At 59.0% G+C, this 20,341-nt stretch carries 22 protein-coding genes; 12 read left to right on the forward strand and 10 right to left on the reverse strand.

Features of this window, described 5'->3' with window-relative positions; translation table 11 throughout:
• The first annotated feature begins 8 nt into the window (after positions 1 to 8).
• Positions 9 to 2,057: a gephyrin-like molybdotransferase Glp gene (glp, locus tag Q1A52_RS06700; protein ID WP_300014897.1), complete on the forward strand. Its 2,049-nt coding sequence runs from the start codon at positions 9 to 11 to the stop codon at positions 2,055 to 2,057.
• Positions 2,058 to 2,134: 77 nt separating this feature from the next.
• Positions 2,135 to 2,638, forward strand: coding sequence for an aggregation factor core (locus tag Q1A52_RS06705; RefSeq protein ID WP_300012681.1), 504 nt, complete (start codon positions 2,135 to 2,137; stop codon positions 2,636 to 2,638).
• Positions 2,639 to 2,642: 4 nt separating this feature from the next.
• Here Q1A52_RS06705 and Q1A52_RS06710 read toward each other — a convergent pair whose 3' ends face one another.
• The 3 genes from Q1A52_RS06710 to Q1A52_RS06720 form a co-directional block, all read right to left on the reverse strand.
• Positions 2,643 to 3,689 carry a hypothetical protein gene (locus Q1A52_RS06710; protein WP_300012684.1) on the reverse strand — a complete coding sequence of 349 codons (1,047 nt, stop codon included), beginning with the start codon at positions 3,687 to 3,689 and terminating at the stop codon, positions 2,643 to 2,645.
• A gap of 14 nt (positions 3,690 to 3,703) precedes the next feature.
• Positions 3,704 to 4,174, reverse strand: coding sequence for a transcription elongation factor GreA (greA, locus tag Q1A52_RS06715; RefSeq protein WP_300012687.1), 471 nt, complete (start codon positions 4,172 to 4,174; stop codon positions 3,704 to 3,706).
• Positions 4,175 to 4,300: 126 nt separating this feature from the next.
• Complete coding sequence (locus Q1A52_RS06720) at positions 4,301 to 4,681, reverse strand: VOC family protein (RefSeq protein WP_300012690.1); 381 nt, start codon at positions 4,679 to 4,681, stop codon at positions 4,301 to 4,303.
• A 76-nt stretch (positions 4,682 to 4,757) separates the two neighbouring features.
• On the opposite strand from Q1A52_RS06720, the gene soxR reads away from it, so the two are divergent.
• From soxR to Q1A52_RS06740, 4 genes are all read left to right on the forward strand, one after another.
• Positions 4,758 to 5,213, forward strand: coding sequence for a redox-sensitive transcriptional activator SoxR (gene soxR / locus Q1A52_RS06725; protein ID WP_195820040.1), 456 nt, complete (start codon positions 4,758 to 4,760; stop codon positions 5,211 to 5,213).
• A 153-nt stretch (positions 5,214 to 5,366) separates the two neighbouring features.
• Complete coding sequence (locus Q1A52_RS06730) at positions 5,367 to 7,016, forward strand: electron transfer flavoprotein-ubiquinone oxidoreductase (protein WP_300012693.1); 1,650 nt, start codon at positions 5,367 to 5,369, stop codon at positions 7,014 to 7,016.
• 161 nt (positions 7,017 to 7,177) lie between these two features.
• Positions 7,178 to 8,872, forward strand: coding sequence for a tetratricopeptide repeat protein (locus Q1A52_RS06735; protein WP_300012698.1), 1,695 nt, complete (start codon positions 7,178 to 7,180; stop codon positions 8,870 to 8,872).
• A 76-nt stretch (positions 8,873 to 8,948) separates the two neighbouring features.
• Positions 8,949 to 9,776, forward strand: coding sequence for a 4-(cytidine 5'-diphospho)-2-C-methyl-D-erythritol kinase (locus tag Q1A52_RS06740; RefSeq protein ID WP_367278003.1), 828 nt, complete (start codon positions 8,949 to 8,951; stop codon positions 9,774 to 9,776).
• On the opposite strand, the gene Q1A52_RS06745 is transcribed toward Q1A52_RS06740, so the two are convergent.
• Positions 9,769 to 10,770 (reverse strand): polyprenyl synthetase family protein, encoded by a 1,002-nt coding sequence (locus Q1A52_RS06745; protein ID WP_300012701.1) that lies wholly within the window; start codon positions 10,768 to 10,770, stop codon positions 9,769 to 9,771. The genes Q1A52_RS06740 and Q1A52_RS06745 overlap by 8 nt on opposite strands.
• Before the next feature lie 55 nt (positions 10,771 to 10,825).
• On the opposite strand from Q1A52_RS06745, the gene Q1A52_RS06750 reads away from it, so the two are divergent.
• The 3 genes from Q1A52_RS06750 to Q1A52_RS06760 all read left to right on the forward strand — a co-directional run bounded on the left by Q1A52_RS06750 (position 10,826) and on the right by Q1A52_RS06760 (position 12,054).
• Positions 10,826 to 11,041 (forward strand): DUF2007 domain-containing protein, encoded by a 216-nt coding sequence (locus Q1A52_RS06750; RefSeq protein WP_299778125.1) that lies wholly within the window; start codon positions 10,826 to 10,828, stop codon positions 11,039 to 11,041.
• Positions 11,038 to 11,778, forward strand: coding sequence for a methyltransferase (locus tag Q1A52_RS06755; RefSeq protein WP_300012704.1), 741 nt, complete (start codon positions 11,038 to 11,040; stop codon positions 11,776 to 11,778). Before Q1A52_RS06750 ends, Q1A52_RS06755 begins: the two co-directional genes overlap by 4 nt.
• Before the next feature lie 111 nt (positions 11,779 to 11,889).
• On the forward strand, positions 11,890 to 12,054 hold the full coding sequence (locus Q1A52_RS06760; RefSeq protein WP_195820045.1) for a DUF465 domain-containing protein: 165 nt from the start codon (positions 11,890 to 11,892) through the stop codon (positions 12,052 to 12,054).
• Here Q1A52_RS06760 and Q1A52_RS06765 read toward each other — a convergent pair.
• The 5 genes from Q1A52_RS06765 to Q1A52_RS06785 form a co-directional block, all read right to left on the reverse strand.
• Positions 12,035 to 12,919: an EamA family transporter gene (locus tag Q1A52_RS06765; RefSeq protein ID WP_300012706.1), complete on the reverse strand. Its 885-nt coding sequence runs from the start codon at positions 12,917 to 12,919 to the stop codon at positions 12,035 to 12,037. The genes Q1A52_RS06760 and Q1A52_RS06765 overlap by 20 nt on opposite strands.
• Positions 12,916 to 13,860, reverse strand: a complete 945-nt coding sequence (locus Q1A52_RS06770) for a transcriptional regulator GcvA (RefSeq protein WP_300012709.1) — start codon at positions 13,858 to 13,860, stop codon at positions 12,916 to 12,918. The genes Q1A52_RS06765 and Q1A52_RS06770 overlap by 4 nt, the downstream gene beginning before the upstream one ends.
• Before the next feature lie 308 nt (positions 13,861 to 14,168).
• Positions 14,169 to 14,891 (reverse strand): acetoacetyl-CoA reductase, encoded by a 723-nt coding sequence (phbB, locus tag Q1A52_RS06775; protein WP_299778117.1) that lies wholly within the window; start codon positions 14,889 to 14,891, stop codon positions 14,169 to 14,171.
• A gap of 139 nt (positions 14,892 to 15,030) precedes the next feature.
• Positions 15,031 to 16,206 (reverse strand): acetyl-CoA C-acetyltransferase, encoded by a 1,176-nt coding sequence (locus Q1A52_RS06780; protein WP_300012712.1) that lies wholly within the window; start codon positions 16,204 to 16,206, stop codon positions 15,031 to 15,033.
• Between the two features lie 165 nt (positions 16,207 to 16,371).
• Positions 16,372 to 17,214: an EAL domain-containing protein gene (locus Q1A52_RS06785; protein WP_299779161.1), complete on the reverse strand. Its 843-nt coding sequence runs from the start codon at positions 17,212 to 17,214 to the stop codon at positions 16,372 to 16,374.
• A gap of 133 nt (positions 17,215 to 17,347) precedes the next feature.
• On the opposite strand from Q1A52_RS06785, the gene Q1A52_RS06790 reads away from it, so the two are divergent.
• Together Q1A52_RS06790 and rpsD are read left to right on the forward strand one after the other, a co-directional pair.
• Positions 17,348 to 17,926: a DNA-3-methyladenine glycosylase I gene (locus tag Q1A52_RS06790; RefSeq protein WP_300012715.1), complete on the forward strand. Its 579-nt coding sequence runs from the start codon at positions 17,348 to 17,350 to the stop codon at positions 17,924 to 17,926.
• A gap of 131 nt (positions 17,927 to 18,057) precedes the next feature.
• Positions 18,058 to 18,678, forward strand: a complete 621-nt coding sequence (gene rpsD / locus Q1A52_RS06795; RefSeq protein WP_195820052.1) for a 30S ribosomal protein S4 — start codon at positions 18,058 to 18,060, stop codon at positions 18,676 to 18,678.
• A 56-nt stretch (positions 18,679 to 18,734) separates the two neighbouring features.
• On the opposite strand, the gene Q1A52_RS06800 is transcribed toward rpsD, so the two are convergent.
• On the reverse strand, positions 18,735 to 19,355 hold the full coding sequence (locus Q1A52_RS06800) for a class I SAM-dependent methyltransferase (RefSeq protein ID WP_300012718.1): 621 nt from the start codon (positions 19,353 to 19,355) through the stop codon (positions 18,735 to 18,737).
• Between the two features lie 221 nt (positions 19,356 to 19,576).
• Between Q1A52_RS06800 and Q1A52_RS06805 the strand changes: the two genes are divergently transcribed.
• Positions 19,577 to 20,308: a VPLPA-CTERM sorting domain-containing protein gene (locus Q1A52_RS06805; RefSeq protein WP_300012721.1), complete on the forward strand. Its 732-nt coding sequence runs from the start codon at positions 19,577 to 19,579 to the stop codon at positions 20,306 to 20,308.
• Positions 20,309 to 20,341: the final 33 nt, after the last annotated feature.

Genomic DNA, 20,341 nt, shown 5'->3' on the forward strand with positions numbered 1-20,341 from the left:
CCGTTGTGATGGTGGACTGGTCGGGCGGAAACGACACCGGAAAATCCCCACGGCAAGACGCGATCTGGGCCTGTGTCGCCCGCTTGGGCCGGGCTGAGGCGCCACAATACCTGCGCAACCGCAAGGTGGCCGAAGACTGGCTGACCCAGCTGTTCGAGGCTGAAATCGCGGCGGGACGACGCGTGTTGGCAGGGTTCGATTTCCCTTTCGGCTATCCGAAGGGGTACGCGGCGGCACTGACTGGCAAAAGCGACCCTTTCGCGCTCTGGAACTGGCTGGAAAACCGCATCGAGGACAGCCCGCAGAGCAACAACCGCTTTGATCTGGCGGGCGAGATCAACCGGCAGTTCGGAGGGCGCGGCCCGTTCTGGTTCAACGGGCTGAAGCGCGATGTCGACGGGTTGCCGCGCAAGAAAACCGATTATGAAAACTCGTTCTCGGAAAGACGTCTGGCGGAAAAACGGGCCAAAGGGGCCTTTTCCTGCTGGCAGTTGGGCGGGGCGGGGGCCGTTGGCTCTCAGGTTTTGATGGGCCTGCCGGTGCTCGCGCGGTTGCGGCGGCGGTTTGAGGCCGCCGTCTGGCCGTTCGAACCGCTGGACAAATCAATTGCCATCGTGGAAATCTGGCCGTCCTTGACGCTGGGCGCCGCACCGGCGGGCCAGATCAAGGATGCATGGCAAGTCCGTGAGGTTGCGCGCACCGTCTCGACGCTGGAGCCTGACGCTTTGGCCGAGATGCTGGCCGTGGATGCTCCGGAAGAGGGGTGGATATTCGGTCTCGGTCACGAAGACCGTTTAAGGCAGGCCAGCGCCCAGCCCCCGCGTTTGACCAACGACTGTTTTGCGCTGCCGCCGGGGGTGCATTGGACCCCTGTACGCGAGGCGCTTGTGCTTTTGCAGGATCGTCTGACTCCGGTGACAGGAAGTGAAACGATGCCTGTGGCGGCAGCCACTGGACGGATTCTGGCGGAAGATGTGGTTGCGGCCCGATCCAATCCGCCGCTACCAAACACGGCGGTCGATGGCTATGGTTTTTTCGGCGGCAAGGCCGCGGGCGTTCACCGCATGCCACTGGTGGAAGGACGCGCCGCCGCCGGGGATCGCCCCGGGCTTGTACCATTGGGGTCTGCGGTGCGCATCCTGACCGGGGCGGCCTTGCCGGACGGGGTCGATACGGTGGTCCTGCAGGAAGACGTTACCGTCAGCGACGGCCAGATAGCTTTTCACGGGCCAATCAAGGCAGGCGCAAACACCCGTCGCGCGGGCGAGGATGTGGTGCAAGGCGACGTCGCTTTGACACAAGGCGCACGAATCGGGCCGGCGCAGGCGGCCCTGCTGGCCGCCTCCGGCGTCGGCGACGTGTCAGTGCGCAAACCTCTGCGTGTGGCGGTCCTCTCCACTGGCGCAGAGCTTGTGGAGGCGGGCAATACTGCGGCCTTGGGGCAGATTTTCGACGCAAACCGTCCGATGCTCTTGGAGATGGTGCGTCGCTTTGGACACGAACCGGTTGATATGGGACGGGTGCCCGATGATCGCGACGCGCTGGCGGCGCGATTGGAGGCCGCGTCCAAGGCCGCTGACCTGATCCTGACCAGCGGCGGCGCCTCGGCTGGCGACGAAGACCACGTATCGGCCCTATTGACCGAAGCTGGAGCGATGACGCTTTGGCGCATCGCGGTGAAACCGGGCCGACCGCTGGCCCTGGGAATGTGGTCGGGCGTGCCGGTGTTTGGCTTGCCCGGCAACCCAGTCGCCGCGATGACCTGTGCCTTGATCTTTGGCCGTCCAGCGATGGCACGGCTGGCCGGGAGCGCATGGGAAGAGCCGCAAGGTTTCGAGGTGCCGGCGGCCTTTACCAAAAACAAAAAACACGGGCGGACGGAATATCTGCGTGCGCGGATCAGGGACGGGCAGGCGGAGGTTTTTGCTTCCGAAGGATCCGGGCGCATTTCCGGTCTGAGCTGGGCTGACGGGCTGGTAGAATTGCCGCATGACGCGGCGGAGATCGTACCGGGGACAATAGTGCGGTACATTCCCTTTGCCAGCTTTGGTCTCTGAGAGATTTTGTCCTGATCGCTCCCAGCGCTATGTCTCGATACAGGTTAGATGATCGTGCAAACCGTTGGGGGAAATCGATGTTCAGATTCACGTTTTTGACCGCCGGAGTTATGGCTGTTCTTGCGGTATCGGCGCAGGCTGAGTGCTTGCAGGCCCTGACCGTGAAATTCGCCGAAAGTGCGCCGCGAGACCGCTTTGATATCATTCACACCGCGACGGGCGTTTTCGTGACCGGCGTGTCGATTGATTTGCGCGGCTCGCAGGGGGCCTTGGTTTTTGACACTGCCGAAGGGGGCTCAGGCACACAGGTCTTTCAGCCCTTTGAACCGGGTGACGGCATGCAGGGCGTCGATGTCGCCGATGGTGCGCAGCGCCTGGATATCCGTTTGACAGAATTGTCTGCCGGTCAGCGGACCGGGTTCACAATCGACGTGGACGATCAGCAAGCGCAATCCGATCTGGGACAAATCAGAGTGACGGGTGGCGAGCTCTCGGGTGCGCGGGTCCTCTTCAGCCTGGCGGATGGTTCCGAACTGGAAGCTGTCTTTGACGCTGACAATCGCGCCAAGGTATGTACGTGACGCGCTAGTCGAAGGTGCCCGCCACACGGCCCAGCAACATAAAGGCGCGTGCCGTCCGGGTTTCCGCAAGGGCGGAAATCTCACCGTCTGTCGCCGATGTTTCGAACTCGGCAAAGGTCTTGTCAAAGCGGCGCAGGAAGTGGTGCGCCGCATCGCGAAAAATCGGATCCTGTTTCATGCGGCCTGCCGTTAGTGCAAGGGATGAGCGGTCCCGCACGCCGCCCAATGCCGCAATGGGCCTGCCGCGCGCGCCCTGGCCGAACTGTCGCCAAACCTCGGGGCGGGCACGGTCCGGCAGCAGATCATCCATGTAAATGCCATCCTGGCTGAGCAGTGTCAGCACGTCCTGTGCCGCCTGAATCAACTGAGCGGCCGAGCGGTCCTTGAGCGCGCGCCGCAGGGCGGCAAACCCGGCCTCATCTTCCGCCGTTTCAGGGAAGTTCAATGCACGGATGAAATCCTCCACCGCCAGCGGCGGGGCCATGTCGGTTGCTTGCGTCCCAAGAGCAAGCGCGGGTTGGTCTTCAGGCGAAGGCTCCGTGGCGGGTGATGGATTGTTGGCCGCTGGTCTTTCCTGTTCACGGCGTGACGTAAAGGTCGCCAATGCAGATTCCGTTTTCCGGGCCGCTTCCGCAATTTCATCAAGCTTTCGGGCCACGGAAGCAGGCTCCGGGCCTGCGATACCGCTTTGGTTCTGCGCGATGTAGGCGTGGCGAATAGCATCGATAGCCGCCTGCAGGCGCTGGCTTTCCTCTCGCATGATCCGGCTGGACCGTGCCGCCGTCGCGGCAACCCAGATCATGCCAACCGGCATGAAAATGGCGAGCATGATCATGATAAATCGCAGTCCGCCCGAGCTTTCACCCGCGACGTTGTTGCTGGGCATGAACAGAAAAAAGAGCGCCGAGGCCAGAAGCCAAATCCCCGACAGGACAAGAGCCGCGATTTCTATACTGCTGATACCCTCGGTGCCGGGCCGGTCGTAAATACCGAGAGGCGTAGGGCGGGCCCGCGCTTCGGTGTTTTCTGAAGTTTGAGTCGTGTCAGCCATCGTCGCAATTCCTGTCAGGCGTAGACGATCTTGAGCACCTCGTAGGACTTCTCGCCGCCCGGCGTGCGCACTTCTACGCTGTCCCCTTCATCCTTGCCAATCAAGGCGCGCGCAATCGGCGATTTTATGTTCAGCAGGCCCTTTTCGATACTGGCCTCATGTTCACCCACGATCTGCCACGTCTTTTCTTCATCCGTGTCTTCATCGACCAGCGTCACGGTGGCGCCGAACTTGATCGTGCCGGACATCTTGGCCGGGTCGATCACCTCGGCCAGCCCCAACACGCCCTCCAGCTCCTTGATCCGGCCTTCGATGAAGGACTGTTTTTCGCGCGCGGAATGGTATTCCGCATTTTCGGACAGATCGCCATGTTCGCGTGCTTCGGCAATGGCTTTGATGATGGCAGGGCGCTCCACTGACTTCAGCAGTTTGAGTTCCGCTTCCAGATCAGCGTGGCCCTTGCGGGTCATGGGAATTTTATCCATCAGTAGCGTCCACGAAATGACGCGGCCCGCCGGGCTATCCGGGGGCCGCTGGTGAGAGTTGGCAACTACCTGACCTAAAGGCGAAGGAAATTGCAAGAGGTCTGGCTTAGATTACCCCGCCCGGGGTCAGTCGTATTGCACCACTTCGTATTCAATGTTGTCGTGATCGTGGAAGTAAAACCGCCGACCCGGTTCATAATCTGCGTGATTGCCGGTGGTGAAGCCCACTTTTTTCACAGCCTCCTCCATCGCGTCGATATCGTCTACCACTACGGCGATGTGGTTGAGACCACCGCGGGTGGTGTAGCTGTCTGCCTTTTCGCTGGTGTTCTGGGCTGGTGTATAAAGCGCCAGATACTGGGTGTCCGAACCCACATGGATGGATTGGCCGCCACTGGTGGCATCGCCTTTCCAACGAATGTGCCAGCCAAAAAGCTCTTGCATCCAGGCTGCGGTCGCCTCGCCATCGGAAACGGTGTAGTTCGCGTGTTCAAGCCGTACGGTCATCGATCTTCTCCTTGAGATTTGCCTTGATGACACTCACCGTAATTTCTAAACCTAACTTTAGGTCAAGGAGAATTTTATGGCAGTCAGTGACGGGCTTTCGATCGGGGCATTGGCGGCGCGCACCGGGCTCGCCGTCTCGGCGATCCGGTATTACGAGGCGCAGGGCCTGATCCGGCCGTGGCGCAACGCCGGCGGGCAGCGCCGGTTTGAGCGTTCTGATCTGCGCAGGCTCAGTTTCGTGATGATCGCGCAGCAGTTCGGGTTCACCTTGCCGCAGATTCGGGCGGAGCTCGACCGGCTCCCAGGCGGGCGTACGCCGACCAAGGCCGATTGGGCACGGATCAGCGCGGGCTTCCGCGCCCGGCTGGACGAGAAGATCGAGACATTGACGCGGCTGAGGGACAGTTTGGATGGATGTATCGGCTGTGGCTGTCTCAGCCTGCCGAACTGTGCGCTGTACAATCCGACGGACCGGATCGCAGAAAAAGGACCGGGTCCGCGATTCCTGATGGGCGATCTGCCGGAGATGTGATCAAAATCATCCGTCCTGGTTAGGAAATCGACGATTGGTGCCACTTATGACGCCCAGTTGCGATTGCATTGGGGGGTGACGTGGTTTAGCCAATCGCGAAAGATTGTTGCGCGGCAGAGGTCGCGCCCCGTTGGATTGTAAGGGAGCCGGGACATGTCGGAGACGGAACGCGAAGCAATGGAATACGATGTGGTCATCGTGGGCGCAGGTCCAGCGGGCCTGTCCGCGGCGATCCGTTTGAAACAGCTGGATGCCGACTGCAATGTCGTTGTGCTGGAGAAAGGCTCCGAAGTGGGCGCGCATATTCTGTCGGGCGCGGTGCTGGATCCGGTCGGTCTGGACGAACTGATCCCGGACTGGAAAGAGAGGGGTGCCCCGCTCAATGTACCGGTGAAAGACGACAATTTTTTCATGCTGGGCGAGGCGGGCAAGCTGCGCATCCCCAATTTCCCGATGCCACCGCTGATGAACAACCACGGCAACTACATCGTCTCCATGGGCAATGTGTGTCGCTGGATGGCGGAGCAGGCGGAAGAGCTAGGTGTGGAAATCTTCCCCGGCATGTCGTGTTCTGAGCTGGTTTTCGATGAAAACGGTGGGGTAAAAGGAGTCGTTGCGGGTGAATTTGGCAAGAATCCAGATGGCAGCAAGGGCGACGGCTACGAGCCTGGCATGGAGCTGCATGGCAAATATGTCTTCCTGAGCGAAGGCGTTCGGGGATCGCTCTCCAAGCAGGTGATTGCCAAATACAATCTCTCGGACGGGCATGAGCCGCAGAAATATGGCCTTGGCATGAAGGAAATCTGGGAGATCGACCCGGCCAAGCACCGTGAAGGATCCGTCACCCACACCATGGGCTGGCCCCTGGGGGGCAACGCAGGTGGCGGTTCCTTTATCTACCACCTTGAGAACAATCAAGTTTACGTGGGTTTCGTGGTGCACCTGAACTACAAGAACCCGCATCTTTTCCCCTACATGGAGTTCCAGCGGTTCAAGCATCACCCGATGGTCGCGGATCTGCTGAAGGGCGGCAAAAGGGTCGCCTACGGTGCGCGGGCGATCTCGGAGGGCGGGTTCCAATCCATGCCCAAGATGGTCGCGCCCGGTGTCGCGCTGCTGGGCTGCTCCGTAGGCATGGTCAACGTGCCGCGCATCAAGGGGAACCACAACGCGATGCTGTCGGGCAAAGCCGCGGCAGAGGCCGCCATGGCCGCGATCGCAGACGGTCGCAGCGGTGACGAGCTATCCGACTACGAGGCCGAAGTGCGCAATGGCAAAATCGGGCAGGACCTGCGCAAGGTGCGCAACGTCAAACCGCTGTGGTCAAAATACGGGTTGACGGCGAGCCTCGTGATGGGCGGGGTCGACATGTGGACCAACACCTTGGGTTTTTCGCTGCTGGGCACGCTGGAACACGGCAAATCGGATGCCGAGGCAACCGAAGAAGCCTCCAAGCATCAGACCATCGATTACCCGAAGCCCGATGGCAAACTGTCCTTTGATCGCCTGACCAACGTCGCGTTTTCTTTCACAAATCACGAGGAAAGCCAGCCTGCGCACCTGACGCTCAAGGATGCGGATGTCCCGGTGAACAGCAACCTGCCGAAGTTCGCAGGCCCGTCGGCGCGTTACTGCCCGGCAGGTGTATACGAGTTTGTCGAGGAGGCCGGCAAGGACACCCGGTTTGTCATCAACTTCCAGAACTGCGTGCACTGCAAAACCTGCGACATTAAGGACCCGGCGCAGAACATCGTCTGGACGACGCCACAGGGCGGGGATGGGCCGAACTATCCCAACATGTGATGCGAGCCGGGGTATTGCTATTGCTAGGCGGTGATTAACACTGATGCTCTATGGTGATTTTACGCCGCCCGGCAGGGTCGCAGGATTGCGCTTGGGCCTGAACCTGATAGCCTGCCGCCCAACCCGCGTTTCATGAGAGAGCAACCGTGCTTCACAGACTAATGACCTCCGCTGCAGTCCTCGCATTGTCGTTGACGATGGCGGCACCCGTCGCTGCTCAATCCAATGCCGGCGCCTATCTGGCGGCGCGATCTGCCGCCATGCAGAGCGATTTCGAGCAAGCCGCCTCCTACTTCACGCAGGCACTGTCGCGCGACCCGCGCAACAATGCCCTGATGGAAAGCGTTGTCGTGTCGCAATTGGCGCTCGGGCGTGTAGACCGTGCCTTGCCCGTGGCCGAATCCTTGCTGAGCCTCGGGCAACCCAGCCAGGTCGCACAACTGGTGCTAACGGCTAACACGATCCTTGAAGAGGACTATGAGGGTCTGTTGATCGCCACGCCCGAGGGCGACGGCGTCGGCCCTCTTGTGGACGGATTGATCAAGGCCTGGGCACTTATGGGTGCGGGTCGCGCAAATGACGCGCTGGCGGCCTTTGACAGCGTGTCGGAAGAGCCGGGACTGCAGGGCTTTGCGCTTTATCACAAGGCGATGGCGTTGGCATCCGTTGGGGATTTCGAAGGCGCCGAAGAAATTTTCGGCGCCGATACCACGGGCGCCGTGGTGCAGACACGCCGTGGAGTTTTGGCGCGTGCCGAAATCCTCTCGCAGCTGGACAGGGATGCCGAGGCGCTGGAATTGCTGCAACGAATGTTCAACGGTGCCACCGATCCCGAGATCGAACAGGTGATCGAGGCGTTGAACGGGGATACACCCGTACCGTTCCGACACATTACCTCCGTGCGTGATGGCTTTGCAGAGGTTTTCTATTCGGTGGCGGCGGCCTTGCGTAGCGAGGCAGGGCCGGAATATACGATCCTCTATGCTCAGGTCGCGCTGACCTTGCGACCAGATCACGTGGATGGGTTGCTTCTGACTGCGGATCTCTTTGAAACGCTTGAGCAATACGCACAGGCCATCGCGGTCTACAAGCGGGTTCCGGCAAACGATCCGGCCTATCATGCTGCCGAACTCGGCCGGTCCGAGGCATTGCGCCGATCGGACAGACCCGAAGCCTCGATCGAAGTGTTAGAACAGCTCGCGCGCAGCCATGGGCATCTGGCAACCGTGCATTCGGCGCTGGGCGACGCGCTGCGTCAGCAGGACCGTTTTGCCGACGCGGTTGTTGCCTATGACAGGGCGGCAGCCCTGGTCGAGAATATAGGCGGGCCAAGCTGGTTTCTCTACTACACGCGCGCGATTTGCCATGAACGATTGGACAACTGGGAGGCCGCGGAAGCGGATTTTCGGGCGGCTCTGGAGATAAATCCGGGCCAGCCGCAAGTGCTCAACTACCTTGGCTATTCGCTGGTCGAAAAACAGGTCAAACTGGTTGAAGCGCTGGAGATGATTGAACGCGCTGTCGCAGCGAGCCCGGACAGCGGATACATCATCGATTCACTCGGCTGGGCGCTCTACCGTCTGGGACGCTACGAAGAAGCCGTGCCGCATATGGAGCGGGCAGTGGAGTTGATGGCGGTGGACCCGGTCGTGAACGATCACCTGGGCGATGTTTATTGGGCGGTTGGACGCAAACGGGAGGCGGAGTTCCAGTGGGCGCGCGCCCTGTCCTTTGTCGATGAGGACGATCCGATGAGCGAAGCCAAGCCCGAGCGTATCCGGCGCAAGCTCGAAGTCGGTCTGGATGCTGTGCTGGCCGAAGAGGGCGCGGAGCCGCTGCAAGTTGCCAGGGACTGAGGGCGCGCGTCAGGCGCGGGCCCCGCGGAATGTGGAAGTTTTTGCGCCCGCCAAGATCAACCTGACATTGCATGTTGTGGGTCAACGATCTGACGGTTACCATTTGCTGGATAGTCTTGTGGCGTTTGCGACAGTGGGTGACCAGTTGCGCGCGCAGTTGGGCGGTGGTTTTTCCTTGGAAATGCAGGGTCCAGAAGCGGCGACAGTGCCGAAAGATGCATCGAATCTGATCTTGCAGGTCGCAAACCTCTTTGATCAGCTGCCGGGAGCGTTTTTCCATCTGATAAAGAACTTGCCAGTGTCATCCGGAATCGGTGGCGGGTCGGCGGACGCTGCCGCCACGTATCGTGCCCTTTCTGTGGTTGCCGGAGAAGCGGGCATTCAAATCCCTGCGTCTGAAACACTACTGAAACTGGGCGCGGATGTCCCGATGTGTCTGACCAGCGCGGCTGCGCGCGTTGGGGGTATTGGCGAGCAGATCACGCCTATGGAGAGCTTGCCTGCCCTGCCTGCTCTGCTGGTGAACCCGCGCCTGGAAATCTCTACGCCCACCGTATTCAAAGCGATGACGACGCGACAAAATATGCCTATGCCCCAAAATCTTCCCACGTTCCGCGACGCCGGTGATCTGACCACTTGGCTACGTGGGCAACGAAACGATCTGGAACCGGCGGCTTCACAACTGGTGCCGATGATTGGTATCGTGAAAACGGCTATCTCCACGCAACCAGATTGCCTGCTGTCGCGGATGTCGGGCTCGGGCGCGACTTGTTTCGGCTTGTTTCCAACGATCTCGGCAGCACAGAACGCGGCGGCAGCCATCTCACGCAGTTATCCGGATTGGTGGGTCAAACCGACAGAGCTGGGCACGCAAACCGAGCGTGCACAGCCCCGGCCTAGTTGATGCGCTCGACCACGTAATCCGCCAGATCGCTGAGCATCTCCTTGATGTCATGATCCGGCAGGGGAGCAAGAGCTGACTTTGCCTTCAATGCCCAACTGCGCGCTGCATGTGCCGTCTCGGTGAGCGCGGCATGCTTGTCTAGCAAGGCCCGCGCCCTTTCCAGATCGCCCTCCGTCTGTTTGCCCTTTTCGATCGTGCGCTCCCAGAAGGCGCGCTCCTCGTCATCCGCTTTCGCCACCGCCTTGATCAGCGGCATGGTCAGCTTGCGCTCGCGGAAATCGTCTCCGATGTTCTTGCCGATTGCACCCGCGTCCCCTTGAAAATCAAGCAGATCGTCGACAATCTGGAAGGCCACGCCCAAGGCATCACCGTACTCGTGAAGCGCGCGCACCTGAACCTCCGGGGCATCTGCAATCACGCCGCCGACTTCCGTCGCTGCGGCAAACAGGGCAGCCGTCTTGCCCCGCACCACCTGAAGATAAACCGCTTCGGTGGTGGCAAGATCCTGACTGGCAGTCAGTTGCAGCACTTCGCCTTCCGCGATGGTCGCAGAAGCATTGGAAAGAATATCCAGCACGCGCAGCGATCCTGTTTCCACCATCAACTGAAAGCTACGCGAGAAGAGGTAGTCGCCCACCAGCACGGATGATTTATTGTCCCACAGCAGGTTGGCGGTCGGCCGTCCGCGCCGCTGGCCGCTCTCATCAACCACGTCGTCGTGCAAAAGGGTGGCGGTGTGGATGAATTCCACCGTCGCGGCCAGATTGATGTGAAACTGCCCGTCGTAGTCGCAAAGATGAGCCGCCGCCAGGGTGAGCATGGGGCGCAACCGTTTGCCGCCCGCTTCAACCAGATGCGCGGTGACTTCCGGAATGCGTGGCGCGTGTTCGGAAGCCATTCTGGCGCGGATCAGTGCGTTCACCGCATCGAGGTCAGCAGCCAGAAAGGTGGCCATTCGGTCGTGCGGTTTCTGCGAATTCTCGGTCTTCGGCATCAACTTCCCAACTGCAGGCTCGACATCACCGCCAGCTTGCCCTTACATCCCTGATATGAAGGAACTTTTGCGCAGCACAGACCCGACGATCATCGCCTTTGCCACGGCCCTTCTCCAAGGCGAGGATATAGACTGCTTTGAGTTGGACGTAAATATGAGCGTGCTCGAAGGCGGCATCGGAATCTTCCCGCGCAGGCTCATGGTGCGCACCGAAGATCATGACGTCGCGATACGGGTCATGCACGACAACGACATCCCTCTGGGCAAATGACCTCCGACTTGACCCGGGACGCATTTCTGGGTGGGCGGCTGCACTTACACCAGCCTCGCTCCGGGTATCGCGCCGGGGTGGATCCGGTGTTGCTTGCGGCCAGTGTGCCGGCTCAATCAGGCCAAACAGTGCTCGATTTGGGCTGTGGTGTGGGGGCTGCGGCTTTATGCCTCGCCGCGCGGGTGCCTGGCCTGAAGCTGACCGGCGTGGAAATGCAATCGGAGTACGCCGCATTGGCGCGGCGAAATGGCGGGGATGCACTGGAAGTGATTGTTGCTGACATCACTGCATTGCCCCTGGAGCTGCGGCAGCGACAATTCGATCACGTGATCACGAATCCTCCTTACTTCAATCGGCGCGCCAGCCGCAGTGCGCACAACGCAGGCCGCGAGACAGCGCTCGGCGAAACGGCCCCTTTGACGGACTGGGTAAGGGCCTCAGCCAAGCGGCTGAAACCAAAAGGGTACGTGCATATTATCCATCGCGCAGAACGGCTGCCGGACATCCTGCAGGCCTTGCCAAATGGGATGGGTAGCATCGAGGTGCTGCCGCTGAGCCCGCGCGTCGGTCGTCTTGCAGAACTGGTCATTGTCCGGGCGCGCAAGAACGGACGCGGGGCATTCAAACTACACCCTTCGGTGATTCTGCATGAAGGGACGCATCACGAAAGCGACGCAGACAGCTACGTCCCAACGATCAAATCGGTATTGCGGGATGGCGCCGCACTTGAATTCTGAGCCCATTAATACAATCTTAACGGGTATCATGCGCATGCTGCTTATGCGGCGTGACTTGAATCACAAGGTGTGGTCAACTCAACGCCATACCGTTGCACACAGGAGGAATGAATGAGCGTTACTGCACATGTCGATCAGCTGAAAAAGAAGCATCAGTCCCTGAGCGAAGCCGTAGAAGAAGCCCAGCGCGCCCCCGGCATCGATGATCTTGCAATCGCAGACCTGAAAAAGCAAAAACTCCGTCTCAAAGAAGAAATCACGCGCCTGTCGAGCTAGGATTTTTACGCAGACTGGCGCGCGCCGCGATCATTGCGCCGCCAGTCACAAGAATCGCGGCGATGCCCAAGGTCGCTGACAGCGGGGCAACGCCAGCCATGACAAGGACCACGGTAGAGAGCAATGGGGCCGCGTAAGAGGCGGCGCCCAGCAACTGTATGTCGCCCTGCTTGACACCGATATCCCAGACAAAGAACGCCAGCCCCACCGGACCCAGGCCAAGCAGGAGGATCGAGCCCCAGCCCATTGCGGACTGTGGCAAGACCGTGTCTTCGAACATCAGATGCAGAGGCAACGACAGGGCGGCGGCCCCAATGCAAAACACGGTGACCGATTGCGTTGGCGCGTCTCCGACCAGGCGGGAGAGCACTGAGTAACTCGACCAGGTGAGCGCGCAGATCAGGGCCAGCCCATAGCCGGGCAGATAGTCCATGCGGAAACCGCTGCCACCGCCTGAAATGATCAGAGCGGCGCCTGCAAAGCCGACAATAGCCCCGATAAGATGCCCTCTGCGGACTTTTTCGCCGGGCAGCAGGCCGGACAGGATCACGATTAGCAGAGGCCACAGGTAGGCGATCAATCCGGCCTCCGCGGCGGGCGCGAGACGCAGGGCGGAGAAGTAGAGCGCGTGGTAGCCAAAAAGCCCCAACGTTCCAAAGATGTAGACGCGTAGAGGTACGGATCGCAACATCGCAAACCCGCCGGATTGATGCGTCCAGATTACCCCGCAGGTGCCACCGATGGTGAAACATATGGTGTTGAGCAGCAAGGGCGGCGTCGGGGCGGACCCAACGGTCAGCAGCGCGAGCAGAGCCCAAAGGATGACCGCTGCAAACCCGATGAGCGTTGCGCGCATTTTTGTCATTGAGAGCTGCCTTCCGTGGTCACGACGCGCAAGCTGTCGGTGATGTAGGTCGTCTTGCTGATTTCGCGCAGCATCCATTCGCGGAACGCTTTGACTTGCGGGCGATCTTCGCTGCTCTTGGGGCATAGAAAACGGAATCGGGCACCGGTAGATAACGCCGTGCCATATGGGGTAACCAAGCGGCCTTCATCAATGTCTTTGACCACCAGAGCGCGCCGCCCCAATACCACACCGACCCCGGCGAGGGCGGCATCCACGGCGTGATCTGCCTGGCTGAAATGCGGCCCGTGTGTCGGATCGAAGTCGACGCCCATTGCGGCAAACCACGCCTTCCAGTCGCATCGCGGGTACAAAAAATTGATCGAATCGTCGAAGATCAGCGGCGCCTCCACGAGGCTTTGTGCGTCCGGGAACCGTTCGGCGAGGGCGGGCGTCATGACGGGTGCCACCCATTCTTCAGCCAGGGGCAGGCTATAGAGATCTTCATCGGTGTCACGTCCAAAGCGGATGGCCACGTCAATGGCATCGCGTCCGAAGTCCATGATCTTGAGCGACGCCGAAAAGCGCAATTCGATCTCAGGATGTGCTTGGGCAAACTCATAGAGCCTTGGGGCCAGCCACTTCGCGGTGAATGCAGGTCCCGCAGTCACCGTGAGGGATTGGTTGTCCTGTAGACGTTGTGCAGCGCGCCAGGCATTGGCAAGTGTCTGAAACCCGTCCTCGGCTCCAGGGGCAAGGGCCACGCCTGCCTCTGTGAGTTCTACTGCGCGATTCAGCCGTCGAAAAAGAGGGGCACCGAGGTGCTCTTCAAGCGACTTGATCTGAAAGCTCAGCGCAGCCGGCGTCACAGAGAGTTCCTCCGCCGCCTTGGCAAAGGACATATGCCGAGCGGCTGCGTCAAAGGCACGCAAAGCGGTCAGGGGTGGGAGGCGATCCATCATGATCAGTTAAGTACAGCTTAAGTGAGGAGATGGAAAGTCTCGTTTGTCGTCTCCGTTAGCGCATGCCATATCTAACTCAGATCAGTTGAACTTATGCACGCAAGGAGCGATACCATGTTCGAAGCTACCACAAACAGTGATACCCGCAACGCTATGCAGCGCGCTCATGAGGAGCGGGCACAAGCAATGAAGGATGCCTGGAACTGGCTGTTTCACTCTTCCCGCTGATCGACTGCAGCGATCTTACGGGATGTGAAAAGGGCCGGTGATCATCACCGGCCCTTTTCTTATTACTTGATGTGCATCGCTTAAACGAAGAACTGTGCGCCATTTGCGGAAATGGTCGAGCCATTGATGAAACCCGCATCGTCCGAGGCAAGAAAAACAACGCAGCGCGCAATTTCTTCAGGCTCGCCCAGCCGTCCGGCGGGAATTTGCCCGATGATGGACTCGCGCACTTTTTCCGGTACGGCCATGACCATTTCTGTCGCAATGTAGCCCGGGCAGATCGCATTGGCGGTGATGCCTGCGCGCGCTCCCTCTTGGGCCAGCGACTTCACGATGCCCAGATCACCGGCTTTGGTCGCGGCATAGTTCACTTGCGCGAACTGGCCCTTCTGACCATTGATGGAGCTGATTACGATTACGCGGCCGAACTTGCGCTCGCGCATGCCGGGCCAGATCGGGTGCACTGTGTTGAACACGCCCGTCAGGTTGGTGTCGATGACCTCCTGCCACTGCTGCGGCGTCATCTTGTGGAATGGCGCGTCCCGGGTGATCCCGGCATTTGCCACGACGACATCGATGGGCCCCAGGTCGGCTTCGACGCCCGCGATGCCGTCCTTGCACGCGTCATAGTCGGCCACGTTCCACTTGTAGGTTTTGATGCCTGTTTCATCGGTGAACTTGGCGGCTGCCTCGTCATTGCCCGCATAGGTGGCAGCAACCGTGTAACCGGCATCTTTCAGGGCATTGGAAATAGAAGCACCGATGCCTCGGCTGCCTCCAGTGACAAGTGCGACGCGGGACATGTGGGATTCTCCTTAATGTTTCTGATAATCTTGTTACGGATTGATTTCAGTCTGCGCAACAATATTGCGCAACTAAAGCCAGCAAACAGATGTCTTTGGGATGTTTAGGCGGCGCTATGCTGCGCCGCCTTGATATGGATCAGGGACGTTCGAGGCACATGGCAACGCCCATGCCGCCACCAATGCACAGGGTCGCGAGGCCTTTCTTGGCATCACGGCGTTTCATTTCGAACAGCAGTGTGTTCAGGATGCGCGCGCCGGACGCGCCGATCGGGTGGCCGATGGCTATTGCGCCGCCATTGACGTTCACCACGTCGGGGTTCCAGCCCATGTCCTTGTTAACGGCGCAGGCCTGCGCGGCGAAGGCTTCGTTGGCTTCGACCAGATCAAGGTCTTCGGCCTTCCAGCCCGCTTTTTCCAGCGCTTTCCGGCTGGCGAAGATCGGGCCCGCGCCCATGATCGCCGGGTCAAGACCAACGGTTGCATAGCTCGCAATGCGCGCCAGCGGCTTGATGCCGCGTTTTTCGGCTTCGTCCGCCGTCATCATCAACGCGGCCGCCGCGCCATCGTTCAGGCCAGAGGCATTTGCCGCCGTGACCGAGCCGTCCTTGGTGAACGCGGGGCGCAGTTTTTGCATGGCTTCCACCGTTGCGCCGTGGCGGATGTATTCGTCCTGATCGACCACGGTATCGCCCTTGCGGCCCTTGACCGTGAAGGCCATGATCTCATCTGCAAACTTGCCGGCTTTTTGTGCTGCTTCGGCTTTGTTCTGCGATGCAACGGCGAATTCATCTTGCTGCTCGCGTCCTATTTGCCATTTTTCAGCAACGTTTTCAGCAGTTTGCCCCATGTGGTAGCCGTTGAAAGCATCCCAGAGACCATCGCGGATCATCGTGTCGATGTACTTCATATCACCCATTTTGTGGCCAGCGCGCAGCGAGGCGGCGTGGGGCGACAATGTCATGTTTTCCTGACCGCCCGCGGCGACGATCGACGCATCACCCAACTGGATGTGCTGTGCTGCCAGGGCAACGGCGCGCAGACCCGAGCCACAGACCTGGTTGATGGTCCAAGCCGCACTTTCCTGCGGTAGGCCGGCATTGATATGCGCTTGTCGCGCCGGGTTCTGGCCCTGAGCCGCGGTCAGCACCTGCCCCAGAATGGTTTCGGAAACTTCGGAAGCATCGACGCCTGCTCGTGCCACGACTTCTTTCAAAACTGCGGCACCAAGATCATGGGCGGGCGTGGTTGCGAAAGATCCGCCAAAACTGCCAACGGCGGTGCGTGCTGCGGATGCGATAACGACATTCGTCATATGGATTGGTCCTTTGCCAGTTCTGGAAAAGGGGCGTTCTCGCCGGGCGCTGGTTTCAAGGGCCCTGACCCCTCACCTTCAATGGTTTGGTCCATAGCCTATTCACGTCAGGGCAGCAACCAAATGGCATGTTGCAACCGGCTTACCGTCTATAGGGCGTTTGCCTTAGATTGCTTTTTGTTTTTCTATGCCGCGCAGCCAATGTGGACGTGTTGACGCGGCTGCAAAGTAATAGCCTTGCAGGCAGTCCACGCCGAGATGAATGAGCGTTTCTGCGTCTTCCTTGTTTTCCACGAATTCAGCCACTGTCAGCATGTCAAAATGACGCGCGATGGATACAAGGGCAGCCGTAAGGGCCTGATTATCGGGGTCTGATGCAATCCCCTGAACGAATTGACCGTCAATTTTCAAAATGTCGAAGTAGAAATCCTTGAAGTAGCGCAGCGCAGTGTAGCCTGCGCCAAAGTCATCCATCGCAAAGCTGATCCCTTCGATCTGCAAACGGTCCATGAAATCAACAACCAATTCAGGGACCAGCATAGCGGAGCTTTCCGTGATCTCTAGAATCAATCGCTCGGCGATCATTGTATTGCGGGTTAACCATCGATCCAGCGTGCGGTTCCATTGGCGATACCCGATGGAGCGCGCAGACATATTGACTGATAGTCTCAATCCCGGGTTGTCGTTTAGGGCGCGCAGCCCCAACCCCAAAGCCAGGGTGTCGAGTTGGCGACCAAGTTCTGTATTCTCGATCGTTTCCATGAAGTCACTGGCAGGAATAACACGACCCGTTGAATCCAAAACGCGGATCAACCCTTCGTAGAAAGCCACCTTGTCAGGGGCCCGTGACTGCATCACGGGTTGGAAGGCCAGCAGTACCTGTTTGTGCTTGATTGCTTCAGCGACCATATCCACAGTGCTTTTGTCGCGCTGTGAAAGGGCGAACTGCAGTGGGTTTTCCGCACCGGGCGGAACATCCGCAAATCGTTTCTTTCTGGGGCCTGCCATTGTGTCCTCGCGCTGAGCAGCTTTAGCCACCTTGCAGTCCTAGATGCTAAAATCGGGTAAATATTCTTATTTTGTTCTAATTTGATTCATGCTTTAATCGACTGAAAACTAACATAAACAAAGGGAAAACTGCATGGAGCGATGTGGCTGGGCGGGGCCAGATGAAATCTATCTCGGATACCATGATACGGACTGGGGTGTGCCCGAATATGACAGCCGGGCGCTGTGGGAAAAACTGGTTCTGGATGGATTTCAAGCCGGATTGAGCTGGCTTACCATTCTGAAAAAGCGGGAAAATTTTCGCACCGCATTTGCGGGGTTCAAACCCGATGTGATTGCCGATTGGGGGGAGGCCGAGATCGAAAAGCTACTCGTGGATCCGGGCATTATCCGCCATCGGGGCAAGATCGAGGCCACGATCAGCAATGCCCGTGTCTGGCAGGAGATCGAAGCGTGCGAGGGGTTCGACAGATTTTTATGGAAATATGTGGATGGCGCGCCGCTGCAGAACCAGTGGCGGACACTGGACGAGGTCCCGGCCTTCACGCCGCTTTCCACGCAAATCTCCAAGGACCTCAAGAAGGCGGGCTTTCGATTCTGCGGGCCGACAATCGTTTACGCCTTCATGCAGGCGGTCGGTATGGTCAATGATCATCTGGTGACCTGCCCGCGTCACAGGTCTGTTGCGGATATGGCAGCAAAGGGGCGTTGACTCTGTCCTTTTGCGCAGTATAAGCGCGGCTTCATTGGTGTTGGCGGCCCCCGCAAGGGACAGCCTGTCAGGCGAAAGCCAGAGGACAACGCCCTTCACGTCCGCAAGGGCCACATAGAAGGAGATCAGCCGTGACAAAACGCACGTCTGCCAAGTACAAAATCGACCGCCGCATGGGCGAAAACATCTGGGGTCGTCCGAAATCCCCGGTGAATCGCCGCGAATATGGCCCCGGCCAGCACGGTCAGCGCCGCAAGGGCAAACTCAGCGACTTCGGCATCCAGCTGCGCGCCAAGCAGAAGCTCAAGGGCTACTACGGCGACCTGACCGAAAAGCAGTTCCGTCGCATCTACGCCGAAGCCGAGCGTGTCAAAGGCGACACTGGTGAAAACCTGATCGGTCTGCTGGAGCGTCGTCTGGACGCCGTTGTCTACCGTTCCAAGTTCGTTGCAACTGTTTTCGCAGCGCGCCAGTTCGTGAACCACGGCCACGTGAAAGTGAATGGCAAGAAGGTCAACATCCCGTCCTACCGCGTGCAGGAAGGTGACGTGATCGAAGTGCGTGACCGCTCCAAGCAAATCGCCGTCGTGCTCGAAGCGACACAATTGCCCGAGCGTGACGTGCCGGACTACATTGAGGCCGACCACTCCAAGATGACCGCGAAATTCGTGCGCACACCAGCCTTGGGCGATGTGCCTTACCCGGTGATGATGGAACCGAACCTCGTCGTCGAATTCTACGCGAAAAACTAAAGTTTGTCAGAAGATTACGGAATGCCGCGTCGTGTTTTCGGCGCGGCTTTTTCGTTTCAGATCGCCCGCGCCACAATGCCGAAACTCGTCCTCGAGGGCGGGCCGGATGGGAAGGTATATTGTGCTTCCACCGAGAAGCCTGCCTTCTGCAGAAGCTCTGCCATCTCCTGAGGGCGAAAGGTCCGATGGCGCCACTGCAGCCAGATGATTGCATTGCACCAATGCGGCTTGGACACGGACATCCATAAGTGCGCGCCGGGACGTGCCATGCTCCGCATCGCTTTCAGCGCGGCGAGCGGGTCGTCAAAATGTTCAATTACATGAGCGGCCAGCAATACATCGAACGGACCCAACCCGCCTTCTTCCAGACCTGCATCACAGATTTCCGCTCTGACGCCACGGCGCATCAGAGCGTCTTTTGCGACGTCCAGCATTGCCAGAGAAGGATCAAGCAGCACCAGACGGTCAGGCGTGCCGTAAATAACCGTCCAGGCCTCTGCCATGGCACCGGTCCCTGTGCCAATATCGATAACTTCAATACTGGAGGACATATCCGGCTTCTGATCGGATAAAAAACCAAGGTACCCGTCATAATAGCCGAGAACACGCATCTTGTCGGACCACTTGGGCGCAGCCGTTTGGTAGCGGTCTTCCAGGTCAGAACGAGTATGAGACATGCCGCGATGCTTGCACAGGGTGTGCGGTCCCGCAAGCACGCCACATTGCTTTGGATTTCTTAAAGTACCCAGAGCGATTTTAAACCCGGATTTTGCCAAAACACTCGGCAAACAACGTAGCGTTGGAAACAGTTTGTTCGGCGGAAATCCGCTTGACTTGGCGTGACGTGAATCATATCCAAATTTTAGAAAAGTTGGGTAAAATTGGTTTGGAGTGAGTAATGAGCTTTTTGAAGACAACCTGCGCGGTTGCCGCGACTTTGGCCTGCACAGCTGGTGCCCATGCCGCCACAATCACAGTTTCCACATTCGACGCCGGTAGCTACAACAGTTCTTTCGGCGCGGGGGGTAACGTGGGTGAGGATTTCGAAACCCTCGGCAACACAATGAGTGAAGGTGAAGTTGGAGCTTCGCTCTCCACTGCAGTCGGCACCTTTGAAAGCCTCGGTGGCGAAGGGTCCGGCGGGTCTGTAATTGGCGACGGGACAGAGTTGGCGCTGCGGGATGGCAGCGTTTATGGTCGGACGAACACCGTGCCACAGGGCGGCACATGGTTTCTGGACAGCAACGACACATGGGGCATGAAATGGACTGTCGATATTGGCGGTCTGTTCGACAAGCTTTCCTTCGTGCTCAACGATGGCAGTGACCAAGGTGCGTTCCTGCGTATTACCGCGGGCGGCGACTCCAAAGAGCTGCGGACCGGCGGGAAACTTCCAAATGGAAACGCGCGCACGGTTGTGATCGATTTTGGGCAGAACGTATCGACTGCTGAAATCATTCTCGGCAACTACACCACTTCCGGCGGTGAACGCTTCAAGTTGAATGACGGCTTCTCTATCGATGGCATTGACGTGGCTGCTGTTCCGTTGCCAGCCTCTGTTCTGCTGCTCGGTGCTGCCATGGGCGGCCTCGGCTGGGCAGGTCGTCGCAAGACATCGCGCAAAGCCTGATCAGACACATCATTTGGCGCCTTCAGCTGCCTT

Source organism: uncultured Roseobacter sp. (genome assembly GCF_947488185.1).
GTDB lineage: Bacteria > Pseudomonadota > Alphaproteobacteria > Rhodobacterales > Rhodobacteraceae > Roseobacter.